Consider the following 18,564-nt stretch of genomic DNA (forward strand, 5'->3'; position numbering starts at 1 on the left):
CTGCTTAGGATGATAGGGCACTCTTTTGCGCATAAATGTTCGTTTTTGACTAAGTTACGATTTGAAGATTAGATCCATGAAGCGGTTCGTTACCAGAGAAGTAGGCATATTGCGCTTGGTCATAATTCCGACGTGGGAAGGAGGTAAGGACACATCCAGCTGAATTTCGAACAATGAGCCTTCCTCCAGTTCCTTGGATATAAACTCCCGAGTTACATATGAGATTCCTAGCCCCCGCCTTGCCAGCTCAATGAGGAGATCGACACTACCTACCTCAATTTCTGGTTTAAGCGTATAGCCATAGGAATTAAACAATTCCGTGATGGCCATCCGTACCCGGCTATTCCGAGAGAAGAGAATCAACTGATGTTCAAGCAGCATCTCCAGAGACAGCACCTTGTCTTTAAGTTCAGCATAGCGCTCCCCAGCGACGAAACAATCCTTGAGCTGAATACTTTCTCTTACTTCTAATTGAGGGTCAACAATTGGCATGCGGACAACGCCTAGATCGATCTTACCCTCTTTTAGAAATGTGATCACTTCCGGCGTGGTTCCGTGGCTTAAATGCAGCTTGATGTTTGGATATAGAACGTGAAATTCTTCGAGATAAGACAACATGTAATGTTTAAACAGGGAATCACTACCGCCAATTCTAAGCTCGCCGCTATCCAAGCTTTTTAATGCAGCCATCTTTTCCTCAGCCAGAGATATCAGAATCTGTGACTGTTCAATGTAAGAGTATAGGCTCATGCCCTCTTGCGTCAGCGCAACACCTTTGGAGTTACGGTAAAACAATGTTAAACCAAAGCTTTCTTCAAGCTGCTTGATCGCATGACTGACACTTGGTTGCGTAATGTATAGTACTTTTGCCGCTTGAGTTAAACTTCCCGTTTTGGCAGCCCAATAAAACACCTTATATAATTCATAATTTGTTGTCATAGATATGGTCTATAGCTCCTGTGAAATATATTAATTACTTGTATGGCTATAAAACGTATTATAGTGTAACTACAGCAAAGAAACCAGAGTTACTTGGAAGGAGATAGTGAGATGGAACCAACATCCCTAATTTTGTTTGGTGCTACTGGCGATTTAGCCAAAAGAAAAATATATCCTGCATTATATAATTTATACATTGAGCAGAAGCTTCCAGAATCTTTCTCCTTGATTGGCTTAGGTCGTAGAGAATGGTCTGATGAATTCTTTCAGGCACAAGTGGAAAAGTCGCTTCATGAGTTTTCCAGACGCCAGGCTGATCCGGTACAAGTGAAGTCTTTTGTAAAAGCTTTTCGCTACAGTGTATTGAATATAAGCCATAAGGAAGATTATATAAAGTTGTTAGATCTTGTTCAGAAGAGAGAAGCTGAGCTGAGCATTCCTTCCAACCGTTTGTTTTACCTCTCCGTTGGACCGGAATTCTTCGAGCCAATTGCGCAGAATATCCAAGAGAGCGGCTTAGGCTCAACAGAAGGCTGGAAACGTCTTGTTATTGAGAAGCCATTCGGACATGATCTCCAGTCTGCTCGTGATCTTAATCGCAACTTGAGCGAGTCTTTCACTGAGGAAGAAATTTATCGGATTGACCACTATCTGGGTAAACCGATGGTACAACGCTTGGAGACACTGCATCAAAGTAATCCAATCATGAAGGCGTTGTGGAACAATCGATACATCTCCAATGTGCAAATTACAGCAAACGAAACAGTAGGTGTAGAGGAACGCGCATCCTATTATGATCATGTAGGTGCAGTGCGGGATATGTTCCAGAATCACATGCTGCAATTGCTGATGATGATGGCGATCCAGCTTCCATACAACAGCACACCGGAAAAAGTAGGCTTGAAGAAAAAGCATATTATGGAATCCATCTTACCTTTGCAAAAACAAACGGTTGGAGCGAGCGTAATTCGTGGACAATATGCAGAGGGAAGCATCCAAGGCAAACCTGTTAATGCTTATACTGCTGAACCAGGTGTAGCTGAGAACACCATGAACGATACGTTCATAGCTGCGAAGCTACAAATTGATGATTTCTTCTGGCGTGGTGTTCCATTCTACATCCGTACGGGTAAAAGAATGAAGGAGAAATCCACTCGCATCGTCATTGAATTCAAAGAACCATCCGGTCAAGCTCATGGAGTCAAGAGCAACGGCTCCAAACCTAATTTGCTTGTCATTGAGATGAGTCCTGATCAAAGTATGACATTGCAACTGAATGCAAGTGATCCGCAGAATAAGGGAGACTTCAAGCCAGTACACATTGATCTTTCTCCTGACCGCGAAGATCTAGCTGAAGCGTATGAGAACTTGATTCATGATGCATTGCATGGCGATCCAACATTCTTCGCACACTGGGATGAAGTTGAGTTGTCATGGGCTTGGGTGCAACCGATCTTGGATGCTTTTACTGAGAATCTGTTACCTCTTCACTTATATCCTGCAGGAAGTTACGGTCCAGCAGAATCGGATGCGATGCTTGCGGCTGAAGGCCACCATTGGTGGTTTGACGAGCCGACTGATCAGGATACAACATCCGTAACGGATGTTCCTTTGGCAGTGAATGGCAACCTGTAATACCTAACCACATGTATTCAACCAACGAGCCACTTCGAAGGATAGGTTGGAATGGCTCTGTTGGACACTTAAAATTATCTTAATGGAGGGAATTAACCATGAAATTTTTCATCGATACAGCAAACTTAGAGGATATCAAAAAAGCGTATAAAATTGGTGTACTTTCAGGCGTAACAACTAACCCATCTTTGGTTGCCAAAGAAGGCATTAAGTTTGAGGATCGCATTGAAGAGATTTTGCGTGAAGTGCCAACGGTTGAGTCCGTATCTGCTGAGGTTACTCCAGATGCTCTTACTGCAGAAGAAATGATTGCACAAGCGAATGAATTGATCAAAATCAACAATAACGACAAAAACATAACAATTAAACTGCCAATGACACTCGCAGGTTTGGAAGCTTGCCGTTATTTGACGGAGAAAGGTGTAAAAACAAACGTTACACTTATCTTCACTGTTAACCAGGCGCTTCTGGCGGCTCGTGCCGGCGCAACATATGTATCTCCGTTCTTGGGACGTCTGGATGATATCTCAGAAGATGGAGTACAACTGGTTGCCAAAGTTGCTGAGTTGTTCCGTACACATAACTTGGATGCACAGATCATTGCAGCGTCTGTTAGACATCCGGATCACGTTACACGTGTAGCAATGGCTGGTGCTCATATCGCTACAGTTCCTTTCTCTGTCATTGAGCAGATTTCCAAACACCCACTGACAGATCAAGGTATGGAGAAATTCGCAGCAGACTGGAAAAAAACAGTACAATAAGGTCTGATAGGAATGTTAGATTGAGATAAAAATATAAACATGGACTTCGGGAGGACATAATGAGTAAACAACAGATTGGTGTTATTGGATTGGCAGTAATGGGTAAAAACTTGGCTTTCAATATCGAGAGTAAAGGGTTCTCCGTATCGGTATTTAACCGTTCACCTGAGAAAACGCATGATCTCTTGAAAGAAGCTGAGGGGAAAAACCTAATCGGTACGTTCTCAATTGAAGAATTCGTAGCATCTCTGGAATCCCCGCGCAAAATCTTGATCATGGTTCAAGCGGGTAAAGCAACAGATGCCACAATTGAACAATTGCTTCCTTACCTAGACCAAGGAGACATTATCATTGATGGTGGTAATGCGTACTTCCCTGATACTCAACGCCGCAGCAAAGAGCTGGAGGAAAAAGGATTCCGCTTTATCGGCGCAGGTGTATCCGGTGGTGAAGAGGGTGCATTAAAAGGCCCAGCTATTATGCCAGGTGGTCAAGAAAGTGCGTATGCCTTAGTTGAACCGATTCTGACAGCAATCTCGGCTAAAGTTGGCGACGATGCTTGCAGCACATATATCGGACCAGACGGCGCAGGACATTATGTTAAAATGGTTCACAATGGTATCGAATACGGAGATATGCAATTGATTGGTGAAGCATACCATTTGCTCAAATCCGTATTGAACGTCTCTGTAGAAGAGTTGCATGAGATCTTCACAGAATGGAATCAAGGAGAACTGGATAGCTACCTGATCGAAATTACAGCAGACATCTTCTCCAAATACGATCCCGAAACCGGCAAACCAATGGTAGACGTGATCTTGGATGCAGCTGGACAAAAAGGAACAGGTAAATGGACAAGCCAAAGTGCGCTTGATCTCGGCGTACCGCTGTCCATGATTACCGAATCCGTATTCTCCCGTTTCTTGTCTGCGATGAAAGACGAGCGCGTGGCAGCAAGCAAAATTCTGAATGGTCCTGCGACAGAAGCATTCTCTGGCGACAAAAAAGCATTCATTGAGAATGTGCGTAAAGCACTGTTCGCAAGTAAAATCGTATCTTATGCTCAAGGCTTCGCTCAGATGCGTGCTGCATCCGATGAATACGGCTGGGACCTGAAATACGGTAGCATCGCTATGATCTTCCGTGGTGGCTGCATCATCCGTTCACAGTTCCTGCAAAACATCAAAGAAGCATATGATAAAGATGCAGCGCTCAAAAACCTGCTCTTGGATCCATACTTCCAAAACATCGTTGAATCTTACCAAGGCGCATGGCGTGAAGTGGTAGCAGCCGCTGTACAACAAGGAATTCCGGTTCCTGGTTTCTCCAGCGCACTGTCCTACTACGATAGCTACCGTACAGAGCGTTTGCCTGCAAACCTGCTGCAAGCACAACGTGACTACTTCGGTGCACACACGTTCCAACGCGTGGACAAAGAAGGTTCATTCCACTTCCAATGGATGGACACGAACGAATAAATATATGTTATAGATGGAACTCAAAATGAATTAACTCCATATCTATTTCAAAATGGCATCCTTCTGTTCCTTTATGAGTACAGACTCATGAAGGAACTAGGGTGTTTTTTGTGTCTAATATTGTGATTAAAGAATGTTTGAATTTAAGTATCATCAAATTGTAATAAAATGTACGCAACTACTTGAGGTAAATAGATGCGTCGACCCCATTAACTACGTTATACTCATGTATAGAGGTGAAATTTGTCTATTTGATTCAAATAACAACTTATACTTAATTTGACGTGGGGGTTAAGCTTGGCATGTTTGTACTTGTAGGTATATTGTTTTTGCTTGTATATGGTCTTTTAGTGTTCTACATAGGATGGAGCGGTTGGAGCTGGATGAAGCCTGTTGTGGCAGCCAGATTCCGTTTGCTGTACATCATTGTACTGGTGTTCCTGTCACTGTCGTTTATTTTGGCGAGAATGTTTGGTAACATTTCATTTTTGAGCATTATCGGTTCATACTGGCTCGCCATCTTCTCTTTGTTATTAATCATTTTGCCTGTTGCCCATTTAGTACTTTGGTTACTACGCTTAACTCGTATTCCAAGACATCACGCACATAAATGGGGCGGTGTGATTACGCTGATTCTGCTTCTGTCTACATTAGGATACGGTATTTTCAATGCGTATAGCCCAGTCGTTAGACAGTATAGTATCCAGGTGGATAAAAAGGTTGAGGGTATGGACAAACTCAAGATCGTGATGGCAGCAGATATGCACTTTGGACTGTTATCAGGCCCAGCTCATGCGAAGCGTATGGTAGAGGAAATTAATGCGCTCCAGCCAGATCTGGTGTTATACCCTGGTGACATTATTGATGACAATCTGGACATGTATCTGAATAGTGGGATTGCAGATATTATTCGTGACATCAAAGCACCTTATGGAGTCTACGCTTCCTTGGGTAACCATGATAAGTTTGATGGGCCGATTGAAGATCTCATCGCGGCGTTAGAGAAGAGTAATATGCAAGTATTATACGATGATAAGATTATGTTAGATGATAAAATCACGCTTATTGGACGTAAGGATCGAACAGAGAAGGATCGTGCTGAAGTAGCGACATTGATGCAGGATACGGATCTAAGTCAACCGGTGATCATGTTGGATCACCAGCCGTATGATCTGGATATTGCGGAGCAAAACCATGTGGATCTCGTTGTATCAGGTCACACGCATCGAGGACAGATTGCGCCGGCACAGTTCATCACAGCAGCGATCTACGAGAATGACTGGGGTTATCTGCAAAAGGGTGATATGCATTCCATTGTGACCTCTGGATATGGCTTCTGGGGACCTCCAATTCGGACAAGCAGTCGCTCTGAGATTGTAGAGATTAATGTAACGTTTAAGCAATAGTACTAAAGCCCTTCGCGAGAAGGGCTTTTATGTGGTTTCAAGATGATTAGACTCTGGACACCAGTAAAGGCGATCATCCGTTGTTTACTCACTTTCCATGACTTTCAATCGTCCAACCTATATTTTGAATTAGACGAGATCTTCAATGGATCGCCATTAAAATCTGTGGGTCTGAGCTTGAGGCTTCTCTAAGAATGATGGGTTTTAGGTGTTTGTTCCTGCATCAAAATGTAAATATTATAAAAGTACAGACAGTGGCAGGAATTTCTGTTGACACCGTTTTCAGCTTGTGATAAATTATATCCGAGGCTTGTTACCGGTAAAGCGGGCAAAACCACTATGGAAATGATTTTATTATTTCTGTTTTGGTTTTGCCCTTTTTTATGTCTCAAAATAGAGCAGGTGGGTCCATTATGATTATCAAACAGATATTTAATAACAATATCGTCAGCACAGTGGATGATAAAAATCAGGAACTGCTGATCCTCGGCCGGGGTATCGGATTTAAGTTTAAAGCTGGCGATGAGATTGACGAAGAGCGAATTGAAAAGGTGTTTCGCCTACAGGATACATCGATTTATGAGAGATTCAAGTCCATCGTGGCTGAAGTGCCTATTGAAATTCTGCAGGCAACGGATGATATCGTGACGCTTGCACGGACGCAGCTGAATAAAACGATCAGTGACGGGATTTACGTCTCCCTGTCTGATCACATTCATTTTGCCGTTCAGCGGATGGAAAAGGGTATGATTACGCGTAATCCGCTCTCATGGGAAGTGCAGCATTTCTATAAGGCAGAGTACGATGTGGCTAGAGAAGCGTTAACTCTGCTTAAGGAACGACTGGATATCGAGTTTCCTAAGGATGAAATCTGCAATATCGCTTTGCATTTTATTAACGCAGAAGTCAATGATTCAATGAATGATGTCACCCACCTGATGCAGCTGCTTCAGGAGATCATGAATATTATCAAATATCACTTTAATGTAGAATTGGATGAAGATAGTGTTAACTATTTCCGGTTCATCACACATTTGAAATATTTCTGTCAGCGGGTCATTACACATTCGTCACATGATGATGCAGAAGAGTATTTGTACGAGGTCGTTCGGAAAAACTATCCGGAAACCTTCAAATGTATTGGTAAGATTGAAGCTTTTATCCATAAGAACTATCAGTATGACATGACACATTCGGAGCAGTTATATCTGACGCTCCACCTGGAGCGGTTGATGAAGACCAAGCGAGATAGATAAATGACTCACATCTATTGCACCATACACCAGTTGTAGTAACAACAATTGAATATTACTGGGCTTGTTACTGTTCAATCAGGCAATACCCGAATGAGATGACGTCAGAAATCTGCGTTGTATTCGTTCGGGTATTTTTTATTGGAAAAATGAGGAGGAGCTCCATATGAAACATCAGGAAACGGCACAGGGAATCATCAAAGCCGTCGGGGGTACAGACAATATTAACTCGGTATATCATTGCGTCACACGGTTACGTTTTGATCTGAAAGATAACGACAAAGTGGATAACGGTTCCCTAAAGCAACTAGATAAAGTCATGGGCACAAATATCTCTGGTGATCAGTTCCAAGTAATCATTGGTAATGATGTATCTAAAGTATTTGATGCAATGGTCAAGGATCATCCAGCCATTGGGCAAAGTTCAGAGACGAAACAGCCTAAGCCAGATAAAAACAAAAACATCATTCTTAACATTTTTGAGACGATTGCGGGTGTATTTGCCCCAATGCTGCCAGCCATTACAGCGGCGGGTATGCTCAAAGGATTGCTTGCTCTATTTGTATCTGTGGGCTGGATGACAGCGGGAACAGATGTATATCGGATTCTCTCAGCTATTGGTGATGGGGTATTCCACTACTTACCGCTACTCATCGCAGTAAGTGCTGCTCGTAAATTCGGCAGTAACCCGTTTGTAGCGATTGCGCTGGGTACGGCACTAATGTATCCAGATATGACAGCATTACTATCTAGTGGCGAATCGGTTGCGTTTCTCGGTATTCCAGTAACAGCTGTAAGTTATGCTTCATCGGTTATTCCGATTTTACTTGCGGTATGGCTAATGTCCTATGTAGAGAAATGGGTTGACCGCATCATCCCAGCAGCACTGAAATTGCTGCTTGTACCTCTAATTACCTTGCTTGTGATGGTTCCGGTGACGTTAATTGCGATTGGTCCTCTGGGAACATTTGTAGGTAACGGTTTGTCGGGAGGTATTAACTGGCTCCTGAACGAAGGTGGTCTGATCGCGGGTATTGTTTTGGGCGGCGCCATGGCGTTGATCATCATGACGGGAATGCACTATGCGTTAGTACCCATCATCTTGAGTAACATTGCAACATTGGGCTTCGATAAGTTCTTGCCACTGACGTTCATCTCCAATATGGGTCAGGCGGGTGCAACATTAGGTGTATTCTTCCGTGCGAAGGACAAAAAACTTAAAACCGTTGCATTGTCAACAAGCTTCACGGCTCTCATGGGTGTAACCGAGCCTGCAATGTACGGCGTAAACATGAAATACAAAAAACCTTTTGCTGCAGCGATGATTGGTAGCGCAGTGGGTGGTGGATTCGCTCTCGCATTTGGTGCTAAAGCATATGTCCTTGCAGGTAACGGTGGTCTTCCGGGACTTCCATCGTTGATCGGACAAACCTTCTGGTATTCATTAGGTGGTATGGCGCTGGCGTTTATTGTAGGAACGATCATGTCTGTCGTATTCGGTATTAAGGAGGAAGAAGGCGATGCTGAAGCATTGGCTCAATTCTCTCCGAGCAACACAGCTTCAAACAAAAATACACCTGCAAATGCTGAAACAGTAGACGTAGACGACATGGGTGCACCAGCACCTACAAGTAACGCAACAGCAGTTGCACCAATGACAGGAAAAGCAATCCCACTGCAAGAAGTTAATGATCCTACCTTTGGAGATGAATTGATGGGTAAAGGTGTTGCTTTTGTGCCTTCGATCGGTGAACTCGTATCTCCAGTTACAGGAACGGTAATGAATGTGTTCAAAACAAAACATGCAATTGTCGTTCGCAGTGACGAGGGGATGGAATTACTGATTCATGTCGGAATCAACACAGTGAAACTGCGTGGACAGTATTTCGAATCCCATGTTACATCAGGTACTCGCGTGCAAGCCGGAGATCTTATGCTTACATTTGAACTTGATGAAATTGCGAAGGAATATGACATCACTACAGCTATGGTAGTTACCAATACAGCCGATTATCGTGCAGTTCAGCCTGTGCAATTGGGCGACATTCAGATCGGTCAGGAAGTATTAAAAGCGGAACTGTAAAAGAGAAGAGGAGGATAACGATGAGCAATCGACAAGGTTTTCCCGAAGGTTTTTTGTGGGGCGGCGCTATAGCTGCTAACCAGGCAGAAGGAGGATTCGACGCGGGAGGTAAAGGGTTCTCCACGGCGGATATGGTTCCTTATTTTGAGAAAAAAGACTATACGAACCTAAGAGAGCTTATGCATGTAACGAGTGCAACGGTTGAAAAGGCCATGGCTCACCACAGTGCTGAAGGGTATCCGAAGCGTTACGGAATCGATTTTTACCACCGTTTTAGAGAGGATATTGCGTTATTCGCTGAACTTGGCTTCAAGACGTTCCGGTTGTCCATCAACTGGCCGCGTATCTTCCCTAATGGTGATGAAGCTGAGCCGAATGAAGCGGGATTGCGCTTCTACGATGAAGTGTTTGATGAGCTGCGCAAATATGATATCGAACCACTCGTGACGCTCTCGCATTATGAGATGCCGATGGGGCTTGTATTGAAGTACAACGGTTGGGCAGGCCGCGAGGTGATTGGACATTTTCTGAGATATGCAGAGACCGTGATGACGCGGTATCAAGACAAGGTGAAGTATTGGTTAACGTTTAATGAGATTAATACAACCATTATCGAGCCGTTCACTGGCGGAGGTATTATCGAGGATCGTGTGGAGAACACCATGCAAGCTTCATACCAAGCGCTCCATCACCAGTTTGTCGCCAGCAGTCTGGTTACGGAGAAAGCACGTCAGATTAATTCAAATTTCCAGATCGGCTGTATGTTAGCTCGTATGATTCATTACCCAGCTACATCGAAGCCAGAAGATGTTCTGCAAGCACAGGTGGATAACCAGTTGAATTTGCTGCATACAGATGTTCAGGTTCGTGGTAGTTATCCCGCATATATGGATCGTTATTGGTCAGAGAACGGAATTTCCGTTGTTATGGAACCAGGAGATAAGGAAATCCTTCGTGCACATACCGTTGACTTTATCTCGTTCAGTTATTACACATCACTAGTGTCGGCAGTGAATCCCGAAGATTATGGGGTGACTGGAGGCAATCTCTATAGCACAATCAAGAATCCGAATCTGGAACGTACAGAGTGGGGCTGGCAACTTGATCCCATCGGACTACGTATTGCATTGAAGGAGCTGTACGATCGCTACCAATTGCCGTTATTCGTTGTTGAAAATGGTCTCGGAGCCAAGGATACGCTTGAGGCTGACGGTTCCATTAACGATGATTATCGGATCGATTACCTGAGAAGACACATTACTCAGATGAAAGAGGCTGTAATGGATGGGGTAGACCTTATGGGGTACACCAACTGGGGCGCTATTGACATCATCAGTGCATCTACTTCGGAAATGTCCAAGCGTTACGGCGTAATCTATGTGGATCAGGACGATCATGGAAAAGGCACGCTCAATCGTTTGAAGAAAAAAAGCTTTGGATGGTATAAGAAAGTGATTGCTACAAACGGTCAAGATTTAGATTAATATGCTGGGCGGTTCTTGCATGTCGATGTTGCGGCGCAAGAGCCGTCTTTTGATTATGGCTGAAAAACAATAGCCTCCTAACATGTATGGTGATATACTGTGTTCGTATCGGGGGGATCTAGATGAATAAACCAATTATTGCAGTTGACATGGACGACACCATATGTCAGCTCGTGAAACGCGCTATATATCATAACAACATTAACTTCCCAACACATCCGCTGCGATACGAGGATATGCTTCATTGGGACACCTCTCACTTGCGCCATCCAGAGAGTACCCATGATGTTTTCTACGGTCGCCCGGGTCTGTTTGAAGAGTTGGAGCTATATGACGAATATGTAGTGGAAGAGATGGAGAAACTGAACCAGGCGTATGATCTGATTATCGTTACGGCGGCGGAACCAAGGACAGTGGTAGAGAAGTGGAACTGGCTTCAAAAGCATATGCCTTTTATTACCGCAGATCAATTTATTACATGCAAAAGAAAAAATCTGCTCGGCTTTGATCTGTTAATCGATGACGGAGCACATAATTTGATTCCTGCGTATGAAGATGGCAAGAAAGTCATTTGTATTCCCCATCCATGGAATGTAAAAGAACGGGAGCAGTATGGGTTCCCATTGATGTCCACATGGCATGGGGCGAAGCAGTACATCGATAGAATGCTTGAAACGGTAAACGTCTGACGGCATTATCTTCTTTATTTTAAACAACGAACTTTATGAATAATGAACTCGTTTTAAAAGTCTTGAGCTGCAGGTTAATCTGATGTATAGCTTTTGCGATACATATGGGGTGTAATACCCGTAATTCTCTTGAAGACGGCGTAAAAAGTATCTACATCCCGGTAGCCGACCAATTCGGCGATTAGGCTGACATTATGTTGTGAACTCTTTAGGAGTTCACAACTTTTTTGTATGCGCAGATGTTGAAGATAGGAACCAAACGTCTGCCCTGTATGTTTAAGAAACAAACGTCCGAGGTGTTTCTCGCTCCAGCTGGATATACGCACGAGATCACGTAGACGAATCCGTTCATGAATATGGTGACTCAGATACATAAGGATGTGTTCAAAATCATCTGTACTCGAATACGTTTGCATATAATCCTGTTGGTATTGTCGATAAGTTGTCACAACCAGTTGGCTAACCAAGGTGTATAACATTGTTGAAAAGCCGGTGTCCAGAAGGGACGATTCTTTATACAGTCTAATCATTATTTCTTCAATCTGCTGATTATGATCTACGACATGTACGTAAGGCATCTGATTAAGTTCTAGATGCTTGAGGTGATCGCATATCGCTTGCTCCTGAATGATTGTACTAAGCGTTGAGGTCAGTTCAGCATTAAACAGGCAGTTGTATATAATAAGTGGAGTCACGGATAGGTTGGGACTGGAAGGCCGAAATACATGAGGTATACCGATCGGGATAACAAACAGCATACCTTTGTGCACAGAAATGACGTCTTCACCAATATGATGAAAGCCCTTTCCTTCTGCAACATAACAATACTCTACGAAGTCATGTGCATGGAACGGGGCATCAAAATTTTCCGAGCATCGATTCACAAATAATTTTAGATTATTGTTTAAAAAGAATTCACTTTTAAATAGCTCAATCGCTGATCTCATATGTAACACCTCAATTCATGGCCGAATTACCGGGTTAATTCGTCTGTATCACCGGGTATGATCTCTCAGAGGATCGATATAATTATAGCGTAAGACAGAATATGAAACCACGATGGAAAGGGATGTTTCTCTTATGTTGACGGTTCATCATCTTCGCTGTGAATATAAAATAAATCCAATCGGTCTGGATGTGAGGTCACCAAGATTAAGCTGGCATCTACAGTCAGACCAGCGAAACTGTGTTCAGGTCGCCTACCAGATTCAATTAGTTCTACCGGATTCTTATGAGCAGATCGTGTGGGACTCTGGTAAGGTGATCTCCAACCAATCCATACATGTTGAATTAGATGGCTGGCTCCCAGCGGCGCGAACAAGGTATGATTACCGAATTAAAGTCTGGGATAACTTCGAGAACGAATCAGACTGGTCAGATAGCGCGTTCTTCGAGATGGGGCTAATGGATAGTGCGGATACTTGGCGAGCAGAGTGGATCTCGGCACCATCGACAGCAGAAGAGGAGAAGGATGAATCATGCTCGCGTTTACGTACGTCATTTCAACTGAGTAAGCCCGTAACTAAAGCAAGAATTTATGTCACAGCCCTTGGGTTATATGAGCTTCATTTGAATAATAAACGTGTGGGAGAAGCGTATTTTACGCCGGGATGGACGAGTTATAGTAAGCGATTACAATATCAAACGTACGATATTACGGACTCTTTAGAGCTCGGTGAGAATACACTCGGCGCCTACTTAGGTGATGGATGGTATAAGGGATATCTGGGATGGAAGAATGAACAGCAATTTTATGGGAAAAGAACAGCCTTATTACTTGAACTTCACATCCTGTATGCAGACGGTTCAGAGGAATATATACTGACGAATGAACACTGGCAGTCTTCTTCAAGTGCAATTCTGATGTCTGATATCTATATGGGGGAGACATATGATGCCAGGCTGGAAACTGCATGGACAGATATTGATCCGTCTTCCTGGTCGCCGGTAGAAATACTGGATCACCCGAAAGATATCATCGTTGCTCAAGAGAATGTACCCGTAACGCAAGTGGAGTATCTTCAACCTATAGCTGTACTCACCACACCGCAGGGTGATCGTGTGCTTGATATGGGTCAGAACATGGTGGGATGGATGAAATTCACGATACAAGGTGAGTCAGGTCATGAGGTTGTGCTGTTACATGCCGAAATATTGGATCATGACGGTAATTTCTACACGGATAATCTGAGGGCTGCCAAGCAGCGAATTCAGTATACCCTCAAGGGAGGCGAGGCCGAGACATTTGAGCCCCACTTTACGTTTCAGGGCTTCCGTTATGTGAAGTTGATTGGATTTCCAGAAGCGATTAATCTACAAGATTTTACGGGAGTTGTTCTCCATTCCCATATGGAGCAGACCGGTGAATTCAAGTGTTCTAGTCCTCTTGTGAATCAACTGCATCACAACATTTTGTGGGGGCAAAAGGGCAATTTCCTCGATGTGCCGACAGATTGTCCACAACGTGACGAACGTCTTGGGTGGACGGGAGACGCACAGATGTTTATCCGAACAGCGTCCTATCTCATGAACACGGCTCCATTCTTCACGAAGTGGCTTCGTGATCTAGGAGCAGACCAGCGTGAGGATGGCGGAATACCCTTTTACGTGCCTAATCCGAGTAGTGATATTTTCTCCAATGATATGCAAGATACAGCTCACTCGTCAGCAGCTTGGGGAGACGCGGCGGTGATCTGTCCATGGACACTGTATGAAATGTACGGTGATAAACGACTGTTAGCTGAGCAATATGAAAGTATGAAACGCTGGGTGGACTATATTTATAATCAAGGTGAGAAGCCTTATCTTTGGAATACGGGTTTCCATTTTGGAGATTGGCTAGCTCTAGACTCCAAACCAGATAGCTACATTGGAGCGACCGATTCGGATTATGTAGCGACAGCCTTTTATGCCTATTCTGTATCTTTAACTAGAAAAGCGGCCATGGCATTGGAACAGAATGAAGAAGCAACGCATTATGGTGAATTACACGATCATATTGTTAAAGCATTTCGTGAGGAATTCGTAACACCTTCGGGTCGAATTGCGGTACCAACTCAGACGGCTGTAGTGCTGGCATTGCACTTTGATCTATTGGAGGAGTCTGGACGAGAACGAGCGATTGAGCAACTGAGCAAACTTATGGCTGAAGCGAATAATCATCTGACCACGGGATTTGTAGGCACGCCTTATCTGAATCCTGTACTTAGCGAGACAGGACAACATGAACTAGCTTACACCTTGCTATTTCATGAGGATTATCCATCCTGGCTATATCAGGTCACTCAAGGTGCCACTACGATCTGGGAGCACTGGGATGGTATCAAGGAAGATGGCCGGATGTGGAGTGCTGACATGAATTCATTTAATCACTATGCATACGGTTCAATTGGCGAATGGTTGTATCGTTATGTGGCAGGTATACGTGCAGACGAAGAACGTCCTGGTTTCCAAGCCATCCATATCGAACCACAACCAGGGCCTGGGCTAGAATGGGTAGAAGCTAGTGTGGAGACGATGTATGGGAAAGTGGTTTCCAGCTGGACACGACAAGAACAAGGCGAGATACAGCTCCGTGTAGTTGTTCCGGTGAATACGACAGCAACAGTTGTGCTTCCCAATGTAGTATCTGATACAGTCCTGCTTGATGGGGCAGCGTTGGATCAGGCTTCAGATGTAAATGGCGTTCATTTAAAGGCTGATCAGCTTCAAGTGATGTTGGGATCAGGAAGTTATACATTTCAGTATCCGGTGCAGTTAACGGAAGCGTAAAGATCATGTATTTTGAAATGAATGTCGAACTGTGTAGTATGTTGGAATATATAGTCGAAAAATGATATGTATCACCATTGTATTAGCCTCGCTCGCTGATTAAAATGAAGCATGGAATCTGGATTGCGGCCGGAACCTATCTTCTTTTATATCAGGCATAAGCGAGGTTTTTATGTATGAATCAATCTGTTAATCGGCCCAAGCATATTGGCTATCTGGATTTCTATCGTGCCATTGCTATTATTGCAGTAGTTGCGATTCATGCTACTTCTACAGCAGTTACACATTATGCGAACAATACGTTCCAGCAAGAGTTTTATTATTTTTGGAATCAATTTTTCCAATTTGCTGTACCGGCATTTTTATTTTTGTCTTCGCTCGTGCTATTCTACAATTACAACTCTAAGGCGAGAGATCGTGGCTGGGTTCCGGCCTTTTACAAGAAGCGTTTGCTGTATATTTTTGTTCCTTATCTCGTATGGTCATTCATTTACTTTGTCGTGAAGCAGGTTATTGCAGGTAAACAGCCTGTGGATCATTTGGAGCGATTTGCGGAGCAACTCTTAACGGGAACTGCGCATACACATCTATACTTCTTTCTGATTATTCTGCAATTTTATGTTATCTTTCCTATATTGTTGTCCTTAACGAGGCATGCTGTCTTCACCAAATATATGCCACTATACTTCATTGCCGCACAGGCGGTGTTTTATATGATTCATCTTCAAGTGCATTTTGAACGTATGGGCAGTATGTTGCCAAGTTATTTTATCGTCATTGGATTTGGAGCTTGGATGGGACTGAATTTCGAGAAAGCTCTCCGAATATTACATTCGTTTCGATTTGTTGTTCTTGCGGCGCTAATTGCCGGGGGAGGCATTTTCATCTATGGTAGTTCATATGTGAAAATAATACTTGAAGACATGCCATTTGTTACATATGCATTATTGTTTGTATTTCGTAATCTATTTACGTTGACGGCATGCTTACTGTTAATGCTAATCTGTGAGCAATTAGGGACTCGGAAAATAAAACATTCAAGCCCACTCAAGGTTAGAGCAATTTTGAATTCGCTTGGAACGGTCGCCTTTGGTGTGTTTCTCATTCATCCACTGGTATTGTTATTCTGGAGACGTGAGTTTACAACGGTGTTTGCCTCACATTTTAGTATGGGCATCATATTATCGTATCTTGCAGCTCTAGGATTGTCATGGTTACTTGCACTTGGTATTCGCAAAGTGAACTGGGGATGGGTATTAATTGGCCGTTAGATTTATATCATATAATACATTACTGAATGATAGAGATTTCAAGCTTCCTAACGAGGAATGCTCGAAATCTCTTTTTTATTTTACTTGGAGCATGTATGATGGGTTAATGTTTAGTAAATTCAATATTTTGGAATTGGCGAGAGAGTTGCTGTAGACCTGCTTCCGAAGCAAATTTTGTTGAACTCATGGGTTACGCTGAAGGGAAATTAATAAAGGAAGTGAGAAAATTGTATATGTTCTTGGTACTTATTGTAGCAGCAGTGCTTGCTGTGTTAGTCCCGTTTGGGCCGATTCTGTTAATTGGTATTGCAGTAGCATTGGTGGCAGAGAACTACCGTCAAACGATGAAAATGCGAGAGGATATTTTGGCGATTAAGAACCATCTGGGACTGATGAATAAACAAGAAGCTGAGCAGTATGAGATGGAGCGTAAGAATAAAGATGTAAGTCAGTTAAGCCCTGATGAGATGAAAAGTTTAAACCAGGAGATTGAGGCAGAGCTTGCGCGAGATAGCAAAAAGAACACATAAGCGTTAGCGTCCTTATAAGTGTGTTCAAAAAGTTCAATTATGGAACTACCTTTTTGAACACGGACTTTTAGATCGGTATGATGCAGCTATATGGCAATAAAAATTAAATGTAACACGGCAGGCATGATCATGCTCATTCTGGCAATATTATGATTATAGATCGCTAAGGTGCGATGCCTTCTAGAGAGACAGCTGGTTCTAAACATCCAAGACGACAGTAGTGGAGCGTAAGCCCTACAAAAGATAACCATGGAATATTAACTTTTTGTTGCACTATGTAGAATTTTGTAATAATATGAGGGAAGCGCGTACAACATATCGGGTTGTAACTGTTGAATCAGGCAAAGCCGTATACCTTGAGAAAAGGGATTGGTTTGTCTTTTTCTGTATATTGGAGTGATAAAGTGAAAATCGAGAAGGTGCTGAACAATAATGCTGTAGTTGCAATGAATGACGAGCAGGAAGTTATTATCATTGGCCGGGGGATTGCTTACCAGAAGCGGGCGGGTGATATTGTTTCCGAGCAGCATATCGATAAGATATTTACTTTACAGAATGAAGATATTCAGGAAAACTTTAAGGCATTAATCTCAAGCATTCCTCTGGAGTACATGAAAGTGTCCGAGGAAATCATCGCCTACGCCAAATTAAAACTTGGCAAGAAATTGAATGAGAGCATCTATCTTCATCTTACAGATCATATTCACTTTGCCATTGAGCGGTATCGCAAGAACCTGCCTATACGTAACGGATTAATCTGGGAGACGAAGCAGTTGTACAAGGAAGAGTACGAAATCGGTTTGGAAGCACTTAATATGATCTGTGATCAGTTTGGTGTAATTCTGCCTGAGGACGAAGCCGGCTTTATGGCACTGCACTTCGTAAATGCTGCTTTGAATGAAGAAATGCCGAACATCAAGAGTATGACGCAGGTCATGCAAGAAATTTTGACAATCATCAAATATCATTTCAAGATTGATTTTGATGAGAACTCACTGACATTTTATCGCTTTGTGACGCATTTGAAGTTTTTCGCTCAACGTTTAGTGAAGGGGAAACATTACAAGAGCAACAATGATGATGAACTGTTCCTGATGATTCAGAAAAAGTATCCAGCAGCACATAAGTGTTCCGAGAAGATTAAGAAATTCATTGAAAGCAACTACACGTATCAACTGACTGACGAAGAAATGATGTACTTAACAATTCATATTGAGAGAGTTGTGAACGCAACTTCTGAATAATCCCATAGATCAGCTTG

Annotated in this window: 14 protein-coding genes; 12 read left to right on the forward strand and 2 right to left on the reverse strand. The window is 43.0% G+C overall.

The genetic code is table 11. The annotated features are described in order from the left end of the window. Nucleotides 1-54 precede the first annotated feature (54 nt). Nucleotides 55-939, reverse strand: coding sequence for a LysR family transcriptional regulator (locus M3636_RS05260; protein WP_128101682.1), 885 nt, complete (start codon nucleotides 937-939; stop codon nucleotides 55-57). A 111-nt stretch (nucleotides 940-1,050) separates the two neighbouring features. Here M3636_RS05260 and zwf point away from each other — a divergent pair, with 111 nt between their 5' ends. The 8 genes from zwf to M3636_RS05300 all read left to right on the forward strand — a co-directional run bounded on the left by zwf (nucleotide 1,051) and on the right by M3636_RS05300 (nucleotide 11,731). Next, nucleotides 1,051-2,574 (forward strand): glucose-6-phosphate dehydrogenase, encoded by a 1,524-nt coding sequence (gene zwf / locus M3636_RS05265; RefSeq protein ID WP_251381470.1) that lies wholly within the window; start codon nucleotides 1,051-1,053, stop codon nucleotides 2,572-2,574. Nucleotides 2,575-2,672: 98 nt separating this feature from the next. After that, a complete protein-coding gene (gene fsa, locus M3636_RS05270; RefSeq protein ID WP_056689807.1) occupies nucleotides 2,673-3,338 on the forward strand; it encodes a fructose-6-phosphate aldolase in 666 nt (221 codons plus the stop codon). 59 nt (nucleotides 3,339-3,397) lie between these two features. Further along, the gene (gene gndA / locus M3636_RS05275; RefSeq protein ID WP_056689810.1) at nucleotides 3,398-4,816 is read left to right on the forward strand and encodes an NADP-dependent phosphogluconate dehydrogenase; all 1,419 of its coding nucleotides are present in this window, start codon (nucleotides 3,398-3,400) and stop codon (nucleotides 4,814-4,816) included. 302 nt (nucleotides 4,817-5,118) lie between these two features. Next, on the forward strand, nucleotides 5,119-6,222 hold the full coding sequence (locus M3636_RS05280) for a metallophosphoesterase (protein ID WP_251381471.1): 1,104 nt from the start codon (nucleotides 5,119-5,121) through the stop codon (nucleotides 6,220-6,222). A 413-nt stretch (nucleotides 6,223-6,635) separates the two neighbouring features. Continuing rightward, the gene (gene licT, locus M3636_RS05285) at nucleotides 6,636-7,478 is read left to right on the forward strand and encodes a BglG family transcription antiterminator LicT (protein ID WP_145408946.1); all 843 of its coding nucleotides are present in this window, start codon (nucleotides 6,636-6,638) and stop codon (nucleotides 7,476-7,478) included. Between the two features lie 163 nt (nucleotides 7,479-7,641). Beyond that, nucleotides 7,642-9,558: a beta-glucoside-specific PTS transporter subunit IIABC gene (locus M3636_RS05290; protein ID WP_251381472.1), complete on the forward strand. Its 1,917-nt coding sequence runs from the start codon at nucleotides 7,642-7,644 to the stop codon at nucleotides 9,556-9,558. A gap of 20 nt (nucleotides 9,559-9,578) precedes the next feature. Further along, nucleotides 9,579-11,042, forward strand: a complete 1,464-nt coding sequence (gene ascB / locus M3636_RS05295) for a 6-phospho-beta-glucosidase (protein WP_251381473.1) — start codon at nucleotides 9,579-9,581, stop codon at nucleotides 11,040-11,042. Between the two features lie 122 nt (nucleotides 11,043-11,164). Continuing rightward, nucleotides 11,165-11,731, forward strand: coding sequence for a 5' nucleotidase, NT5C type (locus M3636_RS05300; RefSeq protein ID WP_145408949.1), 567 nt, complete (start codon nucleotides 11,165-11,167; stop codon nucleotides 11,729-11,731). A 74-nt stretch (nucleotides 11,732-11,805) separates the two neighbouring features. On the opposite strand, the gene M3636_RS05305 is transcribed toward M3636_RS05300, so the two are convergent. After that, nucleotides 11,806-12,678: an AraC family transcriptional regulator gene (locus M3636_RS05305; protein WP_251381474.1), complete on the reverse strand. Its 873-nt coding sequence runs from the start codon at nucleotides 12,676-12,678 to the stop codon at nucleotides 11,806-11,808. Between the two features lie 133 nt (nucleotides 12,679-12,811). Here M3636_RS05305 and M3636_RS05310 point away from each other — a divergent pair, with 133 nt between their 5' ends. The 4 genes from M3636_RS05310 (at nucleotide 12,812) to licT (M3636_RS05325) (ending at nucleotide 18,547) form a co-directional block, all read left to right on the forward strand. Continuing rightward, nucleotides 12,812-15,502 (forward strand): glycoside hydrolase family 78 protein, encoded by a 2,691-nt coding sequence (locus M3636_RS05310; protein ID WP_251381475.1) that lies wholly within the window; start codon nucleotides 12,812-12,814, stop codon nucleotides 15,500-15,502. 176 nt (nucleotides 15,503-15,678) lie between these two features. Next, entirely contained in the window at nucleotides 15,679-16,773 is a 1,095-nt protein-coding gene (locus M3636_RS05315; protein WP_251381476.1) for an acyltransferase, read from the forward strand. Between the two features lie 227 nt (nucleotides 16,774-17,000). Continuing rightward, a complete protein-coding gene (locus tag M3636_RS05320) occupies nucleotides 17,001-17,303 on the forward strand; it encodes a hypothetical protein (protein ID WP_251381477.1) in 303 nt (100 codons plus the stop codon). 404 nt (nucleotides 17,304-17,707) lie between these two features. Then, nucleotides 17,708-18,547, forward strand: coding sequence for a BglG family transcription antiterminator LicT (gene licT, locus M3636_RS05325; protein ID WP_056689838.1), 840 nt, complete (start codon nucleotides 17,708-17,710; stop codon nucleotides 18,545-18,547). Nucleotides 18,548-18,564 lie beyond the last annotated feature (17 nt).

Origin of the sequence: Paenibacillus sp. MER 99-2, assembly GCF_023714095.1 — a bacterium.
Taxonomy (GTDB): Bacteria; Bacillota; Bacilli; order Paenibacillales; family Paenibacillaceae; genus Paenibacillus.